At 60.2% G+C, this 18,219-nt stretch carries 21 protein-coding genes; 8 read left to right on the forward strand and 13 right to left on the reverse strand.

The window, feature by feature from the left end:
* Nucleotides 1-24: 24 nt before the first annotated feature.
* Nucleotides 25-666 (reverse strand): bifunctional 4-hydroxy-2-oxoglutarate aldolase/2-dehydro-3-deoxy-phosphogluconate aldolase, encoded by a 642-nt coding sequence (gene eda, locus BM152_RS04245; RefSeq protein ID WP_066607883.1) that lies wholly within the window; start codon nucleotides 664-666, stop codon nucleotides 25-27.
* Between the two features lie 246 nt (nucleotides 667-912).
* Here eda and BM152_RS04250 point away from each other — a divergent pair, with 246 nt between their 5' ends.
* Complete coding sequence (locus BM152_RS04250; RefSeq protein ID WP_066607885.1) at nucleotides 913-2,037, forward strand: NADH:flavin oxidoreductase; 1,125 nt, start codon at nucleotides 913-915, stop codon at nucleotides 2,035-2,037.
* 119 nt (nucleotides 2,038-2,156) lie between these two features.
* On the opposite strand, the gene edd is transcribed toward BM152_RS04250, so the two are convergent.
* A complete protein-coding gene (gene edd / locus BM152_RS04255; RefSeq protein ID WP_066607888.1) occupies nucleotides 2,157-3,956 on the reverse strand; it encodes a phosphogluconate dehydratase in 1,800 nt (599 codons plus the stop codon).
* A gap of 325 nt (nucleotides 3,957-4,281) precedes the next feature.
* On the opposite strand from edd, the gene BM152_RS19200 reads away from it, so the two are divergent.
* From BM152_RS19200 to BM152_RS04270, 4 genes are all read left to right on the forward strand, one after another.
* Nucleotides 4,282-4,434 (forward strand): RSP_7527 family protein, encoded by a 153-nt coding sequence (locus BM152_RS19200; RefSeq protein WP_156444380.1) that lies wholly within the window; start codon nucleotides 4,282-4,284, stop codon nucleotides 4,432-4,434.
* A gap of 169 nt (nucleotides 4,435-4,603) precedes the next feature.
* Entirely contained in the window at nucleotides 4,604-5,206 is a 603-nt protein-coding gene (locus tag BM152_RS04260; protein WP_074913973.1) for a DUF6778 family protein, read from the forward strand.
* Nucleotides 5,207-5,260: 54 nt separating this feature from the next.
* Nucleotides 5,261-6,478, forward strand: a complete 1,218-nt coding sequence (locus tag BM152_RS04265; RefSeq protein WP_066607891.1) for an RSP_2647 family RNA methyltransferase — start codon at nucleotides 5,261-5,263, stop codon at nucleotides 6,476-6,478.
* Nucleotides 6,475-7,014, forward strand: coding sequence for an RSP_2648 family PIN domain-containing protein (locus BM152_RS04270; protein ID WP_066607894.1), 540 nt, complete (start codon nucleotides 6,475-6,477; stop codon nucleotides 7,012-7,014). The genes BM152_RS04265 and BM152_RS04270 overlap by 4 nt, the downstream gene beginning before the upstream one ends.
* 197 nt (nucleotides 7,015-7,211) lie before the next feature.
* Here the strand turns inward: BM152_RS04270 and BM152_RS04275 are convergent, their stop codons facing one another.
* The 5 genes from BM152_RS04275 to BM152_RS04295 form a co-directional block, all read right to left on the reverse strand.
* On the reverse strand, nucleotides 7,212-7,892 hold the full coding sequence (locus BM152_RS04275; protein ID WP_066607896.1) for a M48 family metallopeptidase: 681 nt from the start codon (nucleotides 7,890-7,892) through the stop codon (nucleotides 7,212-7,214).
* 48 nt (nucleotides 7,893-7,940) lie between these two features.
* The gene (locus BM152_RS04280) at nucleotides 7,941-9,125 is read right to left on the reverse strand and encodes a vWA domain-containing protein (protein ID WP_066607903.1); all 1,185 of its coding nucleotides are present in this window, start codon (nucleotides 9,123-9,125) and stop codon (nucleotides 7,941-7,943) included.
* 1 nt (nucleotide 9,126) lies between these two features.
* A complete protein-coding gene (locus BM152_RS04285; RefSeq protein ID WP_066607906.1) occupies nucleotides 9,127-9,291 on the reverse strand; it encodes an apolipoprotein acyltransferase in 165 nt (54 codons plus the stop codon).
* A 46-nt stretch (nucleotides 9,292-9,337) separates the two neighbouring features.
* Nucleotides 9,338-10,771, reverse strand: coding sequence for a DUF2927 domain-containing protein (locus BM152_RS04290; protein ID WP_231730576.1), 1,434 nt, complete (start codon nucleotides 10,769-10,771; stop codon nucleotides 9,338-9,340).
* Between the two features lie 165 nt (nucleotides 10,772-10,936).
* On the reverse strand, nucleotides 10,937-11,407 hold the full coding sequence (locus BM152_RS04295) for a GNAT family N-acetyltransferase (protein WP_066607908.1): 471 nt from the start codon (nucleotides 11,405-11,407) through the stop codon (nucleotides 10,937-10,939).
* Nucleotides 11,408-11,677: 270 nt separating this feature from the next.
* Here BM152_RS04295 and BM152_RS19400 point away from each other — a divergent pair, with 270 nt between their 5' ends.
* Complete coding sequence (locus BM152_RS19400; protein ID WP_158527941.1) at nucleotides 11,678-11,977, forward strand: DUF2934 domain-containing protein; 300 nt, start codon at nucleotides 11,678-11,680, stop codon at nucleotides 11,975-11,977.
* Here BM152_RS19400 and BM152_RS04305 read toward each other — a convergent pair whose 3' ends face one another.
* Entirely contained in the window at nucleotides 11,978-12,820 is an 843-nt protein-coding gene (locus BM152_RS04305) for an AAA family ATPase (RefSeq protein WP_066607913.1), read from the reverse strand.
* 182 nt (nucleotides 12,821-13,002) lie between these two features.
* Between BM152_RS04305 and dksA the strand changes: the two genes are divergently transcribed.
* Both dksA and BM152_RS04315 read left to right on the forward strand, forming a co-directional pair.
* Nucleotides 13,003-13,425, forward strand: a complete 423-nt coding sequence (dksA, locus tag BM152_RS04310; protein WP_066608159.1) for an RNA polymerase-binding protein DksA — start codon at nucleotides 13,003-13,005, stop codon at nucleotides 13,423-13,425.
* A 293-nt stretch (nucleotides 13,426-13,718) separates the two neighbouring features.
* Nucleotides 13,719-14,879 carry an FAD-dependent oxidoreductase gene (locus BM152_RS04315; protein WP_066607915.1) on the forward strand — a complete coding sequence of 387 codons (1,161 nt, stop codon included), beginning with the start codon at nucleotides 13,719-13,721 and terminating at the stop codon, nucleotides 14,877-14,879.
* A 136-nt stretch (nucleotides 14,880-15,015) separates the two neighbouring features.
* On the opposite strand, the gene tpiA is transcribed toward BM152_RS04315, so the two are convergent.
* The 5 genes from tpiA to BM152_RS04340 form a co-directional block, all read right to left on the reverse strand.
* On the reverse strand, nucleotides 15,016-15,762 hold the full coding sequence (tpiA, locus tag BM152_RS04320; RefSeq protein ID WP_066607917.1) for a triose-phosphate isomerase: 747 nt from the start codon (nucleotides 15,760-15,762) through the stop codon (nucleotides 15,016-15,018).
* A gap of 121 nt (nucleotides 15,763-15,883) precedes the next feature.
* Nucleotides 15,884-16,249 carry a HesB/IscA family protein gene (locus tag BM152_RS04325; protein WP_066607919.1) on the reverse strand — a complete coding sequence of 122 codons (366 nt, stop codon included), beginning with the start codon at nucleotides 16,247-16,249 and terminating at the stop codon, nucleotides 15,884-15,886.
* Between the two features lie 24 nt (nucleotides 16,250-16,273).
* The gene (locus BM152_RS04330; protein ID WP_066607920.1) at nucleotides 16,274-16,990 is read right to left on the reverse strand and encodes a DUF3307 domain-containing protein; all 717 of its coding nucleotides are present in this window, start codon (nucleotides 16,988-16,990) and stop codon (nucleotides 16,274-16,276) included.
* Nucleotides 16,983-17,645, reverse strand: coding sequence for a hypothetical protein (locus BM152_RS04335; protein WP_066607922.1), 663 nt, complete (start codon nucleotides 17,643-17,645; stop codon nucleotides 16,983-16,985). Before BM152_RS04335 ends, BM152_RS04330 begins: the two co-directional genes overlap by 8 nt.
* Nucleotides 17,646-17,837: 192 nt before the next feature.
* Entirely contained in the window at nucleotides 17,838-18,212 is a 375-nt protein-coding gene (locus tag BM152_RS04340; RefSeq protein ID WP_066607925.1) for an SUF system Fe-S cluster assembly protein, read from the reverse strand.
* Nucleotides 18,213-18,219 lie beyond the last annotated feature (7 nt).

The following is an 18,219-nucleotide window of genomic DNA, read 5'->3' on the forward strand; positions in this document are numbered from 1 at the left end:
GAGCAAGGCGTCTGCGTTCAAGGATTAGCGCGGCAGGGCCGCCGCCTCGCGGGCCAGTTCCTCGATGGCTTTCCAGTCGCCTTTTTCCACAAGCCCCGCAGGCGCGACCCATGAGCCGCCTACGCAGAGCGTGTTGGAGAGCGACAGGTAGTCATTTGCGTTTTTCAGGGACACGCCGCCGGTCGGGCAAAATTTCATTTGCGGCAGAGGCGCGCCGATGGCCTTGAGTGCAGGAGCGCCGCCATTGGATTCGGCGGGGAAGAACTTCGCCACCGTGTAGCCGCGTTCCAGAAGACGCATCACGTCGGAGGCAGTGGAGGTGCCTGCCAAAAGCGGCAGGTCGGCGGCTTCGCAGGCGTCGAGAAGCGTGTCGGTTGCTCCCGGAGAGACGCCAAATTTCGCACCGGCGGCGACCGCGTTTTTCACATCTTCCGGCGTCAGCAGCGTGCCGGCCCCGACCACACCGCCCTCGACTTGTGCCATCTCGCGGATCACATCCAGCGCCACCGGCGTGCGCAAGGTGACCTCAAGCGCGGGCAAGCCGCCAGCGACCAGTGCTTCGGCTAGAGGGCGGGCGTGAGTGACGTCCTTGACGACAAGCACGGGAACAACGGGGGCGAGGCCACAAACCTCGGCGCATTTCAAACTGGCGTCTTGCGGTGTCATTGTCTGGCTCCTGAATGGCTCTTCTGTCTCTGCGGCCCATGTGTGCCGCGGTTGCAGGAAAGTTAGCGCTAAATCTCTTTTAGTGAAACCCCGAAGCGTGACCATGCTTCGTTTCACAACCGGCCTGTTCACAATAGACACATGCGCATTTTTGTCATCTCCCCCCTGCGTTGATTTCTGCATCGCAGAGGTTGTCGGATGTTTGCGCCACCATAAATGGAGATCAAAGAGACACAGGAGCGCAGAATGACTGCCCAGATCGACACTAAAACCGCCACACTGTTCCGCCCGTTTTCCTACAAAGGGCTGGAGCTGAAAAACCGCATCGTTATGGCCCCGATGACGCGTGGTATGGCAGCTGATGGTATTCCGGGACCGGAGAATGCCGCCTATTACGCCCGTCGCGCGGCGCATGAGGTGGGGTTGATCCTGTCAGAAGGCACTGTGATCGACCGTCCGGCGTCACGCAACCTGCCGGGAATTCCGTTTTTTCATGGCGAGGAAGCGCTGTCCGGCTGGAACCGTGTGATTGCGGCGGTCCATGCCGAGGGCGGCAAGATGGGGCCGCAAATCTGGCACACCGGATCGACCCGCGCGGGTGAATGGGAGCCGGATGCGCCGGTCGAGAGCCCTTCGGGTCTGGTCGGTCCGGATGAGCCGCGTGGCGTTGCCATGAGCGAAGACGATATTCAGGCCACCATTGCCGCCTTTGCCAAGGCTGCGAAAGCCGCAAAAGATCTCGGGTTTGATGTCGCCGAACTGCACGGTGCGCACGGTTATCTGATCGACCAGTTTTTCTGGGCGGGCACGAACAAGCGCGAGGACCACTGGGGTGGGGCGACCATCGAAGAACGGTCGCGTTTCGCGGTCGAAGTGGTCAAGGCGGTGCGTGCCGCTGTGGGACCGGACTTTCCGATCATCCTGCGCCTGAGCCAGTGGAAACAGCAGGATTACACCGCTCGTCTGGCTAATAGTCCTGAAGAAATGGAGCGTTGGCTTGTGCCGTTGGTTGAGGCCGGTGTGGATATTCTCCATTGTTCCCAACGCCGGTTCTGGGAGCCGGAATTTCCCGAAGTTGATGGGGAGAATGGGCTGAACTTTGCCGGTTGGGCCAAGAAACTCACCGGTGTGCCGACGATCTCGGTGGGCTCGGTCGGGCTGTCCGGCGAGTTTTTGGCGGCGTTTGGCGGACAGGGTTCCGAAGTGACGCCGCTGGACAAGCTGGTGACACGGATGGAGGCTGACGAGTTCGACCTGATCGCCGTGGGGCGTGCGCTTTTGTCGGATTATGCTTGGGTCGAAAAGGTCAAGCGCGGGGCGACGGATGAGTTGAAAGGCTTTGATGCCGCTTCGCTCGGCGAGTTGCGTTGAACGCTGTCCGTTAGGCGTAGCATATTGAAAATAATGAAACGCCCGCCGGTTTTGGCGGGCGTTTCTGTTGATACGTATAATCTTGGTTGGCGTTTTTGACACAAAGACGCAGGATCGGTTCAGTAGAGCGAGCAGGCGCCTTCCGTGGCGGGGCCTGCATTGCGGCGGAAGGTTTCAAACAGCTCGCGGCCCATGCCGACCGTATTGGCGGAGAGATCCGCGGTCACAACCTCGCGTGTCTCAAACCTGTCTTCAAGCACCTGCAATGTGCCTTCCACAGCATCGACACGCACCAGATCCCCGTCGCGGAGTTTGGCGATCGGTCCGCCTGTGGCCGCTTCGGGTGAGACATGGATACAGGCGGGCACTTTACCGGAAGCACCGGACATGCGGCCATCGGTAACAAGCGCAACCTTGAGGCCGCGATCCTGCAACACGGCCAGGGTCGGGGTCAGCGAGTGCAGTTCCGGCATCCCGTTGGCGCGCGGGCCTTGGAAGCGGACCACAACCACGGTGTCCTCGGTAAACTCGCCGTTCTGGAAGGCGGTTTTGACATCGTGCTGGTCGTGGAAAATGCGGGCTTTGGCCTCGACCACATGGTGTTCGGGTTTCACGGCGGAGACTTTCATCACGCCACGACCGATATTGCCTTTGAGTTCCTTGAGCCCACCGCTTTTCTGGAACGGGTCGGAGGCGGGACGCACGATCCGGTCGTTCACGGTCTCGCGGTCCGCATCGACAAAGGTCAACACGCCGTCGCGCAGTTTCGGCTCTTTGGTATAGAGCGACAGCCCCGTGCCCGCGACGGTTTTGACATCCTCGTGCAGAAGCCCCGCAGAGAGCAGTTCGCCCACAAGATAGCCAAGCCCTCCAGCCGCGTGGAAATGGTTCACATCGGCCAGACCGTTGGGGTAGACCTTGGCCAGAAGCGGAACGACATCGGAAATGTCGGAGAAGTCCTGCAAGTCCAGAATGATACCCGCTGCGCGTGCCATCGCCGGAAGGTGCAGCACAAGGTTGGTCGAACCACCTGTCGCCATCAGCCCGACAATGCCGTTTACAAAGGCTTTCTCGTTCAGGATTGCCCCCACGGGCGTGTATTCATTGCCAAAAGCGGTGATCTGGAGGGCACGTTTGGTGGCTTCGCGGGTCAAGGCATCGCGCAGCTCGGTGCCCGGATTGACGAAAGACGCGCCCGGCAGGTGCATCCCCATGATCTCCATCAGCATCTGGTTGGAGTTGGCGGTGCCATAGAAGGTGCATGTGCCTTGGCCGTGGTAGGCTTTCATCTCGCTTTCCATCAATTCGCGGCGGGAGATTTCTCCGGTGGCGAATTTCTGGCGGACCTTGGATTTTTCGTCATTGGTGATGCCCGAGGTCATCGGTCCTGCAGGAATAAAGACCGTCGGGACGTGGCCATAAGCGGCGGCGGCCATGATCAGGCCGGGAACGATCTTGTCGCACACGCCCATGTAAAGCGCGGCGTCAAAGCAGTTGTGCGACATGCCGATGGCGGCGGCCAGTGCGATGGTGTCACGAGAGAACAGCGACAGCTCCATACCGGGCTGCCCCTGTGTCACCCCGTCACACATGGCGGGCACACCGCCTGCGACCTGTGCCGTAGCACGCTGTGCGCGGGCGACCTCGCGGATGATGTCGGGGTAGTGCTCATAGGGTTTATGCGCCGAGAGCATGTCATTATAGGCAGAGATTATGCCGATATTGGGGGCGCGCCCGTCGGCCAGCGTACCTTTGTCATCGCCCATAGCGGCATAGGCGTGGGCCTGGTTGCCACAGGACAGATGCGCCCGCACCGGCCCTTGATCTGCAGCCTCGGATATCCGAGCGAGATAGGCCTCGCGGGTCGGTTTCGAGCGTTCGATGATGCGTTGGGTGACGGCTAGGATCTGGCTGTTCACGGGTCTGGCCTTTGCTTGTGTTGCTGGCTGTGAAACGAGATGTTTCAAGTTAGCGCTAACTTAGCGTGTTTCGGACCGAATGTCCATCTGCGCGGGGCAGGAGGGGCCGGAATGGCCCTGTTCCTATGCTGCACATGCATGAGGGTTGCTGCAAGTGCATAGCGGGTCTTCCGGTTCAGCACTCGCTAGGTCAGGATTTGTGACCTATATTGGGTGCATCGGGAGGATCGATGCAACAGGGTTTGCGTGAACAGGCCCGACTGCGTGAGAGGCTTTCCGGCAACGTGCCAGCCTCGACGCTCAACAGACAAGCAAAGGTGATCCTATGAAAGACTCTTCTGCAAGCTACATCGACATGACTGAAATCGAAACCGAAGCCCGCCTGATGCGTGCTCAAATGGCGCGTCATATGCTGCGTGCGGCAGGTGAATGGTTCCGTGGTCGCACTCATAACGCGCATCGTGCGAAAACCGTCTGAGCCAAGAATTCCAGTTCTGCGCTGCTTTGACCGGGCTGTGCGGGCCTTCTCGGAACGGATTCATCAACTGTTTCGAAAAGTCGCGAAAAAACTCTGGGTGTTTCTCATTGTTGCCTCATTTTAATGTGAAATGAACAATGAATTGGGGGGAGAAACCCTGGAGAGTGTGATGAAAAATACCAGTAAACTGGCAATTGCCTTTTTAATTGCAGCCGCAACCAGTGCCTGCACAATCGGAACCACATCCAGCGCTACGCCGAAGGCGGCAAGCCTGAGCGCCGTTGCCGCCGGAGAAAATGTGCGGATCGCGTCGGATTATCGCGTCACAAAAGTGAATGTGGTTGTGCCGGAAACGCTCACTGTGTCCGAGGCCAATAGTATCAAGCCTCGTGCCGATATTGTCTGGCGTGAGGATACCTATGGGGACCGTCATGCGCAGGTCAAAGCCGTTATGGAGGCGGGCCTCAAGCGTGGGGTGAAAGCTTTGAGCGGGCAAAGGCCGGTTGTTCTTGATGTGCAGGTGACGCGTTTCCACGCACAAACGGAGCGGGTGCGCTACTCCAGCCTTCCTTCGGAGCACGAGATCGAATTCATGTTGACGGTGCGCGACGCGCGAACCGGAGATGTGCTTGTGCCGTCTCATATGGTTAATGCCACCTTCCATGCCTATGGCGGGGATGAGGCTGTGGCTGCCGATCGTGCGGGGATCACCCAAAGACAGCGGATCACCGCGCATCTGGCAGGCGTGATTGCTGCAGAACTTTCGAAATAGACAGTGCTCTGATCCCTCTTTCTAAGAGATCAAAAGACGGTTAAGAGGGCTCTCATGACAGAGCCCTCTTTTTCCATTCCGACCATTCGCCTGAAACCCAAATCCAATGCGCGGGCCATTCGCCACGGCGCACCTTGGGTCTATGACAATGAACTGGTCACGGACCGGCGCACGAAATCTCTTGCGCCCGGTTCTCTTGCGCGTCTCGAAGATGCCGAGCGCAATTTCCTCGCCCTTGTGGCGGTTAATCCCAATTCGCGCATTTTTGCCCGCGTTCTGGATCACTCGGAAACAGCCGAGGTGGATCAGGACTGGTTCGCCGCCAGAATTGTCACCGCGCTTGCCCATCGCGAGACGCTGTTCGATGCGCCGTTTTACCGCCTGATCCACGCGGAATCCGATGGTCTTCCGGGCGTGGTGGTCGACCGGTTCGGAGACACCTGCGTGGTGCAACCCAATGCCGCATGGGCCGATGTCCTGATTGCCCCGCTCGCCGCCGCGCTGCGCGAAGTCACCGGCGTAAGCACCGTGGTCATGAACGGCACCGGACGGGCGCGTGGCCTCGAAGGGCTTGAAGAAAAAACAGAAATTCTTTCCGGAAAGGTCGAGGGACCGCTCCCCGTGCCGATGAATGGCGCGACCTATATGGCCGACCTTCTGGGCGGTCAGAAGACGGGCCTCTTTTACGATCAACGCCCCAATCATGCTTTTGCGCAACGTCTGGTGGCGGGCAAGCGGGTGTTGGACATCTTTTCCCATGTGGGCGGGTTTGCCTTGGCCTCTCTGGCGGGTGGCGCGTCTTCTGCGCTTTCGGTGGACAGTTCCGCGCCCGCGTTGGATCTGGCCGAACAAGGCGCCGCAGCAATGGGCAAATCGGACACTTTCTCGACGCGCAGGGGCGATGCTTTCGACGTTCTGACGGCTTTGGCCGAAGAGGGCGAGACATTCGATGTGGTGATTTGTGACCCGCCTGCCTTTGCGCCGAATAAATCCTCTCTGGAGAAGGGCTTACGCGCCTACGAACGTGTCGCACGTCTGGCCGCGCCGCTGGTGCGGGAGGGCGGGTATCTTGGCCTGTGCTCCTGTTCTCATGCGGCGGATCTGGACCGGTTCCGGGGGGCTTGTAACCGCGGGATCGGGCGGGGTGTCGGGCATCTGGGACGCTCTGCACAGCTCATCCACACGGGCTTTGCCGGTGCCGACCATCCGCTTATGCCGCAGCTTGCGGAAAGCGGCTATCTCAAGGCACTGTTCTACCGGATTGTCGCATGAAAGTGCTTCTCGACGCCTGCGTGCTCTATCCGACAGTGATGCGGGAAGTGCTTTTGGGCGTCGCCAAGCGCGGGCTTTACACGCCTTTGTGGTCGGCGCGTATCCTTGAGGAATGGGCCCGCGCCGCACGCAAGATCGGACCGACGGGAGAGATGCAGGCGCGTGCCGAAGTGGCGCTGGTGCGTGCGGCCTTTCCGCAGGCAGAAGTCAAGGAACACAAGGGCTTGGAGGCGCGTCTTTATCTAAAAGATGAAAACGACATCCATGTTCTGGCCGCTGCCATCGCGGGACATGCCGAGGCGATTGTCACGATGAACGCGCAGGATTTTCCCCGCAATGTTCTGGCCGAAGAAGGGCTGGAACGCTGGGATCCGGACGGGTTTCTCTGGCGGCTCTGGTCGGATCATCCGCAGGCCGTGGGCGAGGTCATCGAAGAGGTGCGCCAAGAGGCGGAGCGGCTCTCCGGCGATCCGTGGGACGTGCGGCGGTTGCTGAAAAAGGCGCGTCTGCCGCGTCTGGGCAAGGCGCTCTCCTGACCTCCTGAAAATACGCTAAACCGCTGTCAGACTTGTGTCGGATATCTGTCGGACTTCTGTCGGGCTGTTTTGCGAGTGGTTGTGTGCGTAATGATCGGGCGTGCGCGAGCAGCCCGAGATGGTCGGATGTGAGTATTTGGGCCATCAGAAAGCCGCCAGTGGTCGCAACGGTCAGAGGTGTCCGAGCGCGGCTGGCCTCAGGACCATTTGGATTCATTGGCCTCGATGGCTTTGATCCGTTCTTCGGTCTTCGGGTGGCTCAGGAGCCATGCGGGCATGGAGGCCCCATGTGCGCCGGTCAGATGTGGCAGTTTCTCGAACAGCGACTTTTGCGGCCCCGTGCCGATCCCCGCTTTGATGAGCAGCGCGGTGGCATAGGCGTCGGCCTCGTATTCATCCGAGCGCGAGAGTTTGGCGGCGAGCATCTGGGTGAGCCAGTTGGCGATATAGGCGCCGATCACGGGGATGAAGCGCGAGAAGATCATCACCAGCGCGGTGCGCAGCGCATTCTGGCCGGAAAAGTCGATCATCCGGCGTTTCGAATGGCCAAGCGCGACATGGCCCAACTCATGGGCGATGACGGAGGCCATTTCCTCGTCGGTGATCTGGCCCGTGCGGAATTTCTCGTAAAAGCCGCGGGTGATGTAGACCTTGCCGTCAGGGGCGGCGAGGCCGTTGACGGGGTCAATCTCGTAGAGAAACACTTTCACACGGGGCAGATCGAGGGCGCGCGCCAGTCGGGTGAACACGGGCGCGAGTTTCGGATCGACCAGTTCGGTCGAGCGCGCTTCGAGTTCGCGCACGGTGCGCCATGCGGAAAAGCGATACATCGCGAGGCCCCAGAGCAGGGCAAGGAGCAGGGGAGTGAATCTCAACATGGTTTGAATATGGGGGCTGGGGGCGGTTTGACCAAGCTCTATCGGCCTCTATCGCCCGAGAAGTTTCATGCCACGGTCCAGCCCTTCGAGCGTCATGGGGACCATGCGGCCTTCGAAAATCTCGTCGATCATGGCAATCGACTGCGTATAGGGCCAATGCGCCTCCGGCACGGGGTTGAGCCAAAGGTGGTCGGGCCATGTGTCGCGGGCGCGGGCGAGCCATGTGGCACCGGATTCTTCGTTCCAGTGCTCATTGGCCCCGCCGGGCAGCGCGATCTCGTAGGGGCTCATGGAGGCATCGCCCACGAAGATGACTTTGTAATCCTTGCCATAGGTGTTCATCACATCGCGGGTCGGGATGTTTTCGCCCCAGCGCCGCGCATTGTCGCGCCAGACGCTTTCATAAAGGCAGTTGTGGAAGTAATAATATTCGAGATGTTTGAACTCGGAGCGGGCGGCGGAGAACAGTTCCTCGACCACTTTGATATGGTCGTCCATCGAGCCGCCGACATCGAAGAACATCAGCACTTTCACCGCGTTGCGCCGTTCGGGGCGGGTTTGCACGTCGAGATAGCCATGTTCCGCGGTGGCGCGGATGGTGCCGTCCAGATCAAGCTCCTCATGCGCCCCGTCACGCGCCCATTTGCGCAGGCGCTTCATGGCGAGTTTGATGTTGCGCGTGCCGATCTCGACCGTATCGTCTAGATTGCGGAATTCCCTTTTGTCCCAGACTTTTACAGCGCGACGATGACGTGACTCTTTCTGGCCGATCCGCACGCCTTCGGGGTTGTAGCCATAGGCACCAAAGGGCGATGTGCCGCCGGTGCCGATCCATTTGTTGCCGCCCTGATGGCGGCCTTTTTGCTCTTCGAGCCGCTTTTTGAGCGTCTCCATCAGCTTGTCGAACCCGCCCAGAGCCTCGATTTCGGCCATTTCCTCAGGCGAGAGGTGTTTTTCCATCTCCTTGCGCAGCCAGTCTTCGGGCAGGTCGAGCGCATTTAAGACCTGATCTGAGGAAATCTCGTCAAGGCCTTGAAATGTTTTTGAAAAGGCGCGGTCGAAACGGTCGAGGTGGCGTTCGTCCTTGACCATGGTGACGCGGGCGAGGATGTAGAACTCCTCGATGTCATGGCGGGCCAGTCCGGCTTTCATGGCCTCAAGGAAGGACAGGAACTCCCTCAAGGAGACGGGCACGCCTTCGTGGCGCAATGTCTCGAAGAAGGGCAGAAACATGTCAGATCATCCGGTCTGCGATGACGCCCAGAAACAGGCCGATAATGCCGAAGATGAGTGCGAAGACGGCCATATATTGCAGCTTGTCGGCACGGTTTCCGCCGCGTTTTGCGGCCAGTCGCCAGCCCCAGACCCCGCCGAGCAGGGTGAGTATGAACCCGATCATGATGTTGCTCCCTCAGGCCGTGTGCGCCGGTGTCGCGGGCCGGTCGTTATCGCGCCAGAGCGGCGATTTCGGCGGCACGGATCCGGACCTCTTCATCCGAACCAAAGCCATAGCGTGCCCAGCCCAGACTGTCGAGACGCAGGGCGCGGGCGTCGCTGCTGCGTCCGAGGTTTTCCAGCGCCTCGGCCTCTGTCAGCATGAGCGAGGCCAGAAGGGCGGCGTTTTCGGCGTCGCGGGCGGCATCAATGGCGCTGGCGGAGAGGGTATAGGCGTCCTCATAGCGGTGCTCTGACAGGGCCAGCGCGGCAAGTTGCATGGTGACATGGGCGGCGTGAAAGCGGGTTTCGGGATGCGCGCCGTAGATCTCGGCGGCCCGTGTGAGCGCGAGATAGGCGGCGGGGCGGTCTGTGGCGATGGCGAGTCGCCCCAGCAGGAACCACGAAAAACCGGCGCGGGTGCCGTCCCAGCCTTCGGCCTGTGCGATGGCAACGGCATTTTGGGCAGCGAGGAGGCGCTCTTGCAGGGGCGCGCGTCCCATTGCGGCGAGAACGGATTGTGTCCAGAGGCGCGGCGTGGGGTTGGTGGGCGTATCGGGCAAGGTTTCCCCGACGGGATTGATCCGTGCGAGCATGTCGGGCAGGGCGCGGGCCACCTCGTCGCGGCTCATGCCGGAGCGCAATTCCGGCGCATAGGTGAGGCGGAGCATCAGCATGTCGAAAGGGGTCAGCACGGAGTGGATATTGTCGTCGTTGAAGACGGAATCGGGCAGGCGGTAGAGGTCATTGAGCGGACCGAGGGCTTGCGCCAGTTCCTCGTGCAGACAGTCGCGGATTTCCTGCGGGGCGACATCGACGGGAATGAAGATCGACAGGCGCTCGCGCGTGTCCACTTTGGTCCAGCTCAACGCGGCGCGTCGGGCGCGTTTGAACTCGGCCCAGCTTGAGACGTTAGGCACAACGATACAGGCGGTGTTCGGTGCGCGGCGGGACAACTCCGCAAGCGTGAGGGTCTCAAGTGTGATCGCGGCGTCGGTCTGCGGCGGCACAGGGGTAATCGTGACACCGGCTTCGCGCTCCAGACGGGTCAGCAGCTTGGTGAGATCATGGGGCAGCGACGGCGGGATGGTGTCGCCGGTGACGCGCAGGGTGATCGGGTCTTCGAAACGGGTGAACTGCGTCAGCTCCGCGCCGGTTTCCAGTACGAAGGTCAGATCGAGGAAATCGCGGGCGAGAGAGGCGTTGGAGCGGCGGCTCTGCGCCGGTTTTCTGTCGGCAAACAGTTTCATCGGCGGCAGGGCAAGCATCTCGGAGGCGGCGCGGGCGGAATCCGGTGAACTGGCGGGCGTGGGGCTGACGCAGGCCGAGAGCAAGACCAGCCCGCATAGAGCCGTTGCGAACCGCGCACTCGGCAGCCGCGCACTCGCCAGTCGTGTTGTGTCACGCAGGCGGGGCATCGCAAAAGAAGATCGGAGCCATGTCATCTGGGTAGCCTTATGCGTGTTCAACTGTGTGCGTCTTGAGGGTATCTTGTCCGTTGCGCCGGATTTAATCCGCCTTGCGTGGCGATTTTAAGGCAAAACTGTCGCAGCTGCACAGGGTTTTGCGCCGCGAGTGGGGTGCACGAAAAGACGCCCATCCTTGTGCCGTCACCACTTGCGCTGGTATTTGATATAAGGTGTCAATTCCCCGATCTGGTCGTAGAGTTTGCGTGCTTTGGTGTTGAAATGCTGGGTGGTCCAGTAGACCTGTGGCGTGCCGTGGGCATCGGCCAGATCATAGACGCTCTGGATCAGGGCCCGCCCCGCGCCGGTGCCGCGGGCGGCTTCGGTGACAAAGAGATCCTGAAGGTAGCAGACATCCTCGATGCGCCAGTTATGGGCATGGAACAGGTAATGCACCAACCCGATCAATTCCCCGTCCTTTTCGGCCACCAAAGCGCCGCGTTCCTTGGCCTCGGGGTCCACCAGACGCGCGAAGGTGGCGTCATAGATTTCGGGGCCCAACTCCGTTTCAAAGAAGGTCAGATAGCCGCGCCAGAGCACTTCCCATTCGGCGCGATCTTCGGGGGTGAGGGGACGGATGACGGGCAATGGAACCTCCTTGAAAAACTGCGACATCAACGCTTTGCGGGCAGTTTTTCGCCAAATTTCAAGGGGGTTCAACGGAAAACGACCATTTTGGCATTGGCAAGCCGCTCGAAGGGCGCGAGAGGCCCGAGCCGCGCGAGAGGTTTGCCGAATTTCTGTCCGCAGCGCCTAAAATGCGGGCGTAAAACCCGCGCGACTGCGACGAATGCGCTCGTCGCAAAAGAATTTACATCCCTGAGTTGTCATCGGGCTGTTAGATATCAGGAAGAAGATGCGCGAACGACAGATATGGAGTTCAAAATGACAAAAATCTCTCCCGACGAGGCACAGATCAGCGAAGCGGCCTATTTTATCTGGCTCGCTGAGGGCAAGCCTGAAGGCCGCGACGAAGTGCATTGGCAGATGGCGGTTGAAGCCCTGAGCGTGCCTGTGAAAAAGCCCCGCAAAAAGGCAGCACCGAAGAAAGCCGCCACCAAGACGGCGACAAAACCGGCGAGCAAGACCGCTGCGAAAACCGCGACGAAAACAGCGGCGAAAAAGACCACAACCGCCCGAAAGCCGCGCACGACCAAGGCGAAAGCGGCCCCGAAGGCCGAGTGATCAGCGCCGCTGACCGCGTGCCAGAAAGGCGAGACGCTCGAACAGGGCCACGTCCTGTTCGTTCTTCAAAAGCGCGCCGTGCAGCTTCGGCAGGGCATTGACCCCGTCGCGCTTGAGGTCTTCGGGCGAGAGATCCTCGGCCAGCAGAAGTTTGAGCCAGTCGAGAACCTCCGAGGTCGAAGGTTTCTTTTTCAGCCCCTGCGTGTCGCGAATCTCGTAGAATTGCGCCAGCGCCGCGCCGAGAAGGTCGGATTTCAGCCCCGGAAAATGCACCTCGACGATCTGTTTCATGGTCTCCATGTCGGGGAAACGGATGTAGTGGAAGAAACACCGGCGCAGGAAGGCGTCGGGCAGTTCTTTCTCATTGTTCGAGGTGATGATGACCACAGGGCGCTGTTTCGCGCTGATGGTCTCGCCGGTCTCGTAGACGTGGAAGGCCATTTTGTCGAGTTCCTGCAAGAGATCGTTGGGAAACTCGATATCGGCCTTGTCGATCTCGTCGATCAGCAGAACAACCTTCTGCTCGGCTTCGAAAGCCTGCCAGAGCTTGCCTTTCTTGATGTAGTGGCGCACGTCCTCGACCTTCGGGTCGCCCAACTGGCTGTCGCGCAGCCGTGAGACCGCGTCATATTCGTAAAGGCCCTGCTGGGCGCGGGTGGTGGATTTGATGTTCCACTCGATCATCTCCAGCCCCAAAGAGGCCGCCACCTGCCGCGCCAGTTCGGTTTTTCCCGTGCCCGGTTCGCCCTTGACCAGCAAGGGACGTTCCAGCGCGATGGCGGCATTGACCGCCACAGTGAGGTCGTGCGGGGCAACATAGCTGTCCGTCGAGGAAAATTTCATCTGGGGGCCTTGTCCTGTGCTGTCATCGGTCGAGATCATAACGCGGGCAGGGAAAGGTGCAATACGAGCAATATTGTGACGTGACATCCCCGAACAAACGGGGTAAATGAGCCGCAATTGGAGGGCGCCTTATGGCTGATAAATCTGAAAATGCGGCCGAAGGCACGACAGAGGTGAGCATGATGAAGGCTGAGGTTTTTCTGGATGAGAATTATCGTCCGGCAGAGGACGAACCATTTATGAACGAGCGCCAGCTCGAATATTTCAAACGTAAACTTCTGGCTTGGCGGGCCGAGCTTCTTGACGAAAGCCGCCACACGATCGAGGGTCTGCAAGACGGCACCCGCAACATTCCCGACATTTCCGACCGTGCTTCCGAAGAGACCGACCGTGCTCTGGAACTGCGCACGCGGGACCGTCAGCGCAAGCTGGTGACGAAAATCGATGCGGCGCTGCGCCGGATCGATGAGGGGGAATACGGCTATTGCGAAGTGACCGGCGAGCCGATTTCGCTCAAGCGTCTTGATGCGCGTCCGATTGCGACCATGACGCTGGAAGCGCAGGAACGCCACGAGCGCCGTGAAAAAGTCCACCGCGACGACTGATGTTGTCCCGAGTGCGGCTGGTCCGGTGACGTCTGTTCCTGTGAGCCTGATCTGAGCACTTTGGAGGCGGGGTTTCGGGAAAGACGCATGGGATGCGCGGAGGTCTTGGCCTGCGACCTTTGCCCTCGCGGCAATTTGGCCCCGTGAAATCCGCGACGGATTATGACAGAACACCGGAGGTAACTCCGGTGTTTTTTGTTTTGGCTTTTCCGGTTTTGTGATGAAATCCGGAACATCGGAGGCGTCTGGTCTTGTGAGATCACGGCGGGACAGAGTTGCAGAAGGAAGAGGCCATGTTGATCGGTCAGGATATTGCAGTTTTAGGGGCCGGTGTCGCAGGGCTGGCCGTGGCGCGGGCCTTGGCGCTGCGCGGGGCGACGGTCACGGTATACGAGCAATCGCACGAGATCGCCGAAGTGGGCGCGGGGCTTCAGATTTCGCCCAATGGTGCGCGGGTTCTGGCCGCTTTGGGGCTGGATGCGCCCTCTGTGTCGCTGCGCTCCGAGGGGGTGCGGCTGATGGATGGCTACATGGGGCGCGAGGTGCTGCATCTCGATTTCGCCAAGGCGCGGCCCAATGACGATTTCCTGATGATGCATCGCGCCGACCTGATTGCTTTGCTCGAAGAAGGTGTGCGCGATCTTGGCGTTGATATCCGCCTGTCCTACACGGTGGAGAGTGTCCACAGCGATGGCGACGGGATGCGCCTGAGTTTCGCGGGTGGAGGCGGCACACGGCACGGGATTGTGCTGGGGGCAGACGGGTTGCATTCGCGGCTGCGTCCGATGCTCAACGGGCCGGAAAAGCCGTTTTTCACCGGACAGACCGCGTGGCGCGCTATTGTGCCGGCTCTTGGCAATGAGGAGCCTGTGGCGCTGGTGCATATGGCGGCGGGGCGGCATGTGGTGAGCTATCCGCTCAGGGACGGCAGTCTGATCAATATCGTGGCCATTGAAGAGCGTTCCGACTGGATGGAAGAGGGCTGGAACCACGCGGGGGATCCGGCGGAGATGATGCGCAATTTCTCGAATTTCTGCCCCGGAGTGAAAGGGCTTTTGAACCGTGTCGAGGAAGTGTCGCGCTGGGGGCTGTTCCGGCATCCGGTGGCGCAGAACTGGCATTCGGAGCGCACGGCGCTGCTGGGGGACGCGGCGCACCCGACCCTGCCGTTTCTGGCGCAAGGGGCGAATATGGCGCTGGAAGATGCGTGGTGCCTCGCGGATTGCCTTGCGAATTTGCCGCTGGATCAGGCGCTTCCAGCCTATCAGGCCAAACGGCGTGCGCGGGTTGTGCGGGTGATCGAGGCGGCCAATGGCAATGCGAAGAACTACCACCTGAGCGGGGCGAAACGCGTGGTGGGCCATGCGGCCTTGCGTCTGGCGGGCAAACTGGCCCCGAAACAGGCGGTGGAGCGGTTTGCGTGGCTTTATGATTATGATGTGACGGCGGAGTGAGAGGCGCACGCGGGTTGCGCCTCCGGCGGGAGTATTTGGGCCAACAGAAAGCAGAAGCGCCGCGCTCCGTGGGGAGGCGGCGCTTTGTTTTGCGGGGCTGCGTTTTGGTGGCCTGCGTTTTTGTGGCCTGCGCGGATCAGGCGGCTTCGAGGGCTTTCACGATGCCGGAGAAATCCGCCGCTTTGAGAGAGGCACCGCCCACCAGTGCGCCATCGACGTTGGAGGTGGCGAAGATCTCGGCGGCGTTGGACGGTTTCACCGAGCCGCCATAGAGCAGCGGAATGTCTTTTGCGCCGTCGCCGTAGCGGGCCACGAGGGTTGCGCGCATGTCGTCATGGACTTCGGCGATCTGTTCGAGCGTCGGGATTTTGCCGGTGCCGATGGCCCAGACCGGTTCATAGGCGATGACGAGCTTTTTGAGATCGACCACATCGGGCAGAGAGCCGGAGAGTTGCTGACGGATCACGGCGAGGGTTTCGCCCGCTTCGCGTTGTGCCAGTGTTTCCCCGACACAGACCACAGGGGAGAGCCCTGCCTGTGTGGCGGCCACGGTTTTTTCGGCGACCATCTGGTCGGTCTCGCCATGATCGGCGCGGCGTTCGGAATGGCCGAGGATCACATGATCCGCGCCCGCATCCAGCAGCATTTCGGCGGAAATATCGCCCGTATGTGCGCCCGAGGTCTTCATGTGGCAGTCCTGACCGCCCACATGCACCTGTGTGCCGAAGAGGGCCTGTGCCATCGGGGCGACCAGCGTGGCGGGCGGGCACAGGAGGATGTCGACCTTGGGAGCGGGGAACATCTCGGCCAGCGCGGTGGCCTCACCGAGGCTCGCTTTGACACCGTTCATTTTCCAATTTCCTGCGGCCAGTTTGCGTGCCATGCGGAATCCTCCTTGTTTATATGCGCTTGCATCATTGCAGCCTGTGACGGGCAGTCAAGCGCAGGCTTGCGCTCTGGGACGCGACGCCGCACAAAAGGAGGGCGCGATGGCGGAGGACGGCTTATTTTCCGGCGGAGAGGCTCTCGTCGAATTTGATGCTCTCGCCGCAGCCGCAGGCATCCACCACATTGGGATTGCGGAATTTGAAGCCGGATTCGAGCAGGGAGACCTCGTAATCAATCTCCGTGCCGAACAGGAACATCTGCGCCATCGGAGCGATCATCACGCGTGCGCCGTCCTGTTCCACGACCTCGTCCATCGGGTCGATTTCGGAGACGTATTCCATGGTATATTCCATGCCCGCACAGCCGCCTTTCTTGACGCCGATGCGCAGCCCCTTGGAACCGTCCTGTTTCATCAGCTTTGCAATCTGTGCCGAGGCCGCGGGGGTCATGGTCACAGCCTGTTTTCCGGGAATGCCGAACATATGCGTGTCTCCTTTGGGGATAATCTAGTGGTTCGGGAGCGAAATTCCAACAGGCGGCAGCAAACTGGCCATGAACATCACCGCGAGCGTGACCGCAATGGCCCAGCCGAAGGAGGCCAGCGTGCCGATGATCACCCATTCTGCCTTTTTGCCATCCTGTGTCGCCTCGAAACGCAACACGGATTTGGCGGCGACGAGAAAGCCGATTCCGCCGGGCATCTGGCCGATGAGCAAAAGAAAGATCAGGGCGCGTTCCAGCAGGCCGATCCAGAAACCGCCCTTGTCGAGACTATCTTCGATAGGGTTTTCGCCGAAATGCGCCATGAGCTTGCCCACGGCGAAACCGCCCGCGCGGGTGGCATAGATCGCGCCTGCACCGAGCAGCATGAGCTTTGGCAGCCACGCCACATCGCCATAGAGGCCGGTGGCGAAGAGATCGGGGCAGAGCAGGGCGGTGACCGCCAGTGTCACAAGGTGCAGCGCCTGATCGGTGACATGCGGGATGAAACTGTCGGAGAAGCACCGGACTTTCACGGCGTCGATCACGATATGGGCCAGTGCGAGCGCGTAAACGGCGGGAGAGGCCAGTTGGCCGGTGCAGAGCATGGCGGTGAAAACAACGGCGAGGAAGTGCAGAAACAGGGTCTCGGGCTTGGCCTTGTCCTCGACCATCCATGCGGGCTGGACGACGTAATCGGCGAGCACATGGGCGAGAAAGAGGGCGGCGAGGGTTTCAGGCATGGGCGTCCTCTATGTTTATAAGTGCTTGAGAGACGTAGTAATAATCTGCAGCCGAGAGAGTTTTGCTTACAGACTGGCGCGATTTCCCAAGTTGTTCAGCTAGCTCCGTGTAAGATTGTGGTGCTTCAAGTGTGAGCATCGGCAGCATGGTCTGGGCTTGGACTTTTGTCCACTTGTTGAAAATGGCTTCAAGGAGTTGAAGGCATGCCAACGTGGCGGTCGGAGGGATTCCGACATCACAGGCTGCATCATAAAGCATGTGAATGGTTCTATCTGGCAGCTTTGTAATCGCGAGTAAATTTCCAGAAATCATAAAGGCTTCGCCATTGGCCTCGTTCAAATCCGGCCCGATCTCGCCTTCGACCTCCCCCTCGGCAATCCCGATATAGCTGTCGAATTCTTCGCCCAACGCTCGCAATGCAGCGCGGAAGCACAGGGCGGATCTGAGGGCGTATTTCGGTTCTGCCAAGGCCACCTGCCAGCCATCGCCACGGTGGCGGGTGAAGTGGAGGCTTTGATCGTCCATCCAACCGGCTTGCATCTCAGCGCAGGCTTCGAGCGCATCAAAGGCGCGTTCCACGTTTTCGGGGCCGAGCCCTGTGGAATTGACCAGATCGCCGGTGAGGACGGCTATTTTACGGGGTTTGTTGCTCATGATGCAGCCAGTATAGGTTGCGTTTTGATCAATGCAACCATTTTGGGTTGCGTTTTGGGTGTTGCAACCTTTTCAGGTTGCGTCGCGCACAGCCAGACAGGGGCGCCCAAAACAAAAGCGGCCACAGGGGCCGCTTTCGGAACGTGTCTCACACTATAACCGCAAGATCACCGCAAAGCGGTCAGCGGCGGATTACATAAAGCCGAGTTCGAGACGCGCCTCGTCGGACATCATTTCCATGCCCCACGGCGGGTTCCATGTCAGTTCGACATCGACCTGTTTGACGCCGGGCAGGGGTTCGATGGCATCTGCGACCCAGCCGGGCATTTCTCCGGCCACAGGACAGCCCGGTGCGGTCAAGGTCATGAGCACAAGAACCTCGTTCTCGTCATTGATCTCGATCGTGTAGACAAGGCCGAGATCATAGATATTCACCGGAATTTCCGGATCATAGACCGAGCGGCAGGCCTCGACCACCGCTTCATGCAGCGGGTGATCCGTGGTTGACGGTTTGATCAGCGGGGCGCCCTCGATGGGGGTGTCTTCGGATTGTGCTTGTTCGCTCATGCGCGCA

This window comes from Celeribacter halophilus (assembly GCF_900114135.1).
GTDB classification, from domain to species: domain Bacteria; phylum Pseudomonadota; class Alphaproteobacteria; order Rhodobacterales; family Rhodobacteraceae; genus Celeribacter; species Celeribacter halophilus.

Coding starts and splice junctions, on each gene's coding strand:
- eda (WP_066607883.1), bottom strand. CDS start 666: ATGACACCGCAAGACGCCAGTTTGAAATGCGCCGAGGTTTGTGGCCTC.
- BM152_RS04250 (WP_066607885.1), top strand. CDS start 913: ATGACTGCCCAGATCGACACTAAAACCGCCACACTGTTCCGCCCGTTT.
- BM152_RS19200 (WP_156444380.1), top strand. CDS start 4,282: ATGAAAGACTCTTCTGCAAGCTACATCGACATGACTGAAATCGAAACC.
- BM152_RS04260 (WP_074913973.1), top strand. CDS start 4,604: ATGAAAAATACCAGTAAACTGGCAATTGCCTTTTTAATTGCAGCCGCA.
- BM152_RS04265 (WP_066607891.1), top strand. CDS start 5,261: ATGACAGAGCCCTCTTTTTCCATTCCGACCATTCGCCTGAAACCCAAA.
- BM152_RS04270 (WP_066607894.1), top strand. CDS start 6,475: ATGAAAGTGCTTCTCGACGCCTGCGTGCTCTATCCGACAGTGATGCGG.
- BM152_RS04275 (WP_066607896.1), bottom strand. CDS start 7,892: ATGTTGAGATTCACTCCCCTGCTCCTTGCCCTGCTCTGGGGCCTCGCG.
- BM152_RS04280 (WP_066607903.1), bottom strand. CDS start 9,125: ATGTTTCTGCCCTTCTTCGAGACATTGCGCCACGAAGGCGTGCCCGTC.
- BM152_RS04285 (WP_066607906.1), bottom strand. CDS start 9,291: ATGATCGGGTTCATACTCACCCTGCTCGGCGGGGTCTGGGGCTGGCGA.
- BM152_RS04290 (WP_231730576.1), bottom strand. CDS start 10,771: ATGACATGGCTCCGATCTTCTTTTGCGATGCCCCGCCTGCGTGACACA.
- BM152_RS04295 (WP_066607908.1), bottom strand. CDS start 11,407: ATGTCGCAGTTTTTCAAGGAGGTTCCATTGCCCGTCATCCGTCCCCTC.
- BM152_RS19400 (WP_158527941.1), top strand. CDS start 11,678: ATGACAAAAATCTCTCCCGACGAGGCACAGATCAGCGAAGCGGCCTAT.
- BM152_RS04305 (WP_066607913.1), bottom strand. CDS start 12,820: ATGAAATTTTCCTCGACGGACAGCTATGTTGCCCCGCACGACCTCACT.
- dksA (WP_066608159.1), top strand. CDS start 13,003: ATGAAGGCTGAGGTTTTTCTGGATGAGAATTATCGTCCGGCAGAGGAC.
- BM152_RS04315 (WP_066607915.1), top strand. CDS start 13,719: ATGTTGATCGGTCAGGATATTGCAGTTTTAGGGGCCGGTGTCGCAGGG.
- tpiA (WP_066607917.1), bottom strand. CDS start 15,762: ATGGCACGCAAACTGGCCGCAGGAAATTGGAAAATGAACGGTGTCAAA.
- BM152_RS04325 (WP_066607919.1), bottom strand. CDS start 16,249: ATGTTCGGCATTCCCGGAAAACAGGCTGTGACCATGACCCCCGCGGCC.
- BM152_RS04330 (WP_066607920.1), bottom strand. CDS start 16,990: ATGCCTGAAACCCTCGCCGCCCTCTTTCTCGCCCATGTGCTCGCCGAT.
- BM152_RS04335 (WP_066607922.1), bottom strand. CDS start 17,645: ATGAGCAACAAACCCCGTAAAATAGCCGTCCTCACCGGCGATCTGGTC.
- BM152_RS04340 (WP_066607925.1), bottom strand. CDS start 18,212: ATGAGCGAACAAGCACAATCCGAAGACACCCCCATCGAGGGCGCCCCG.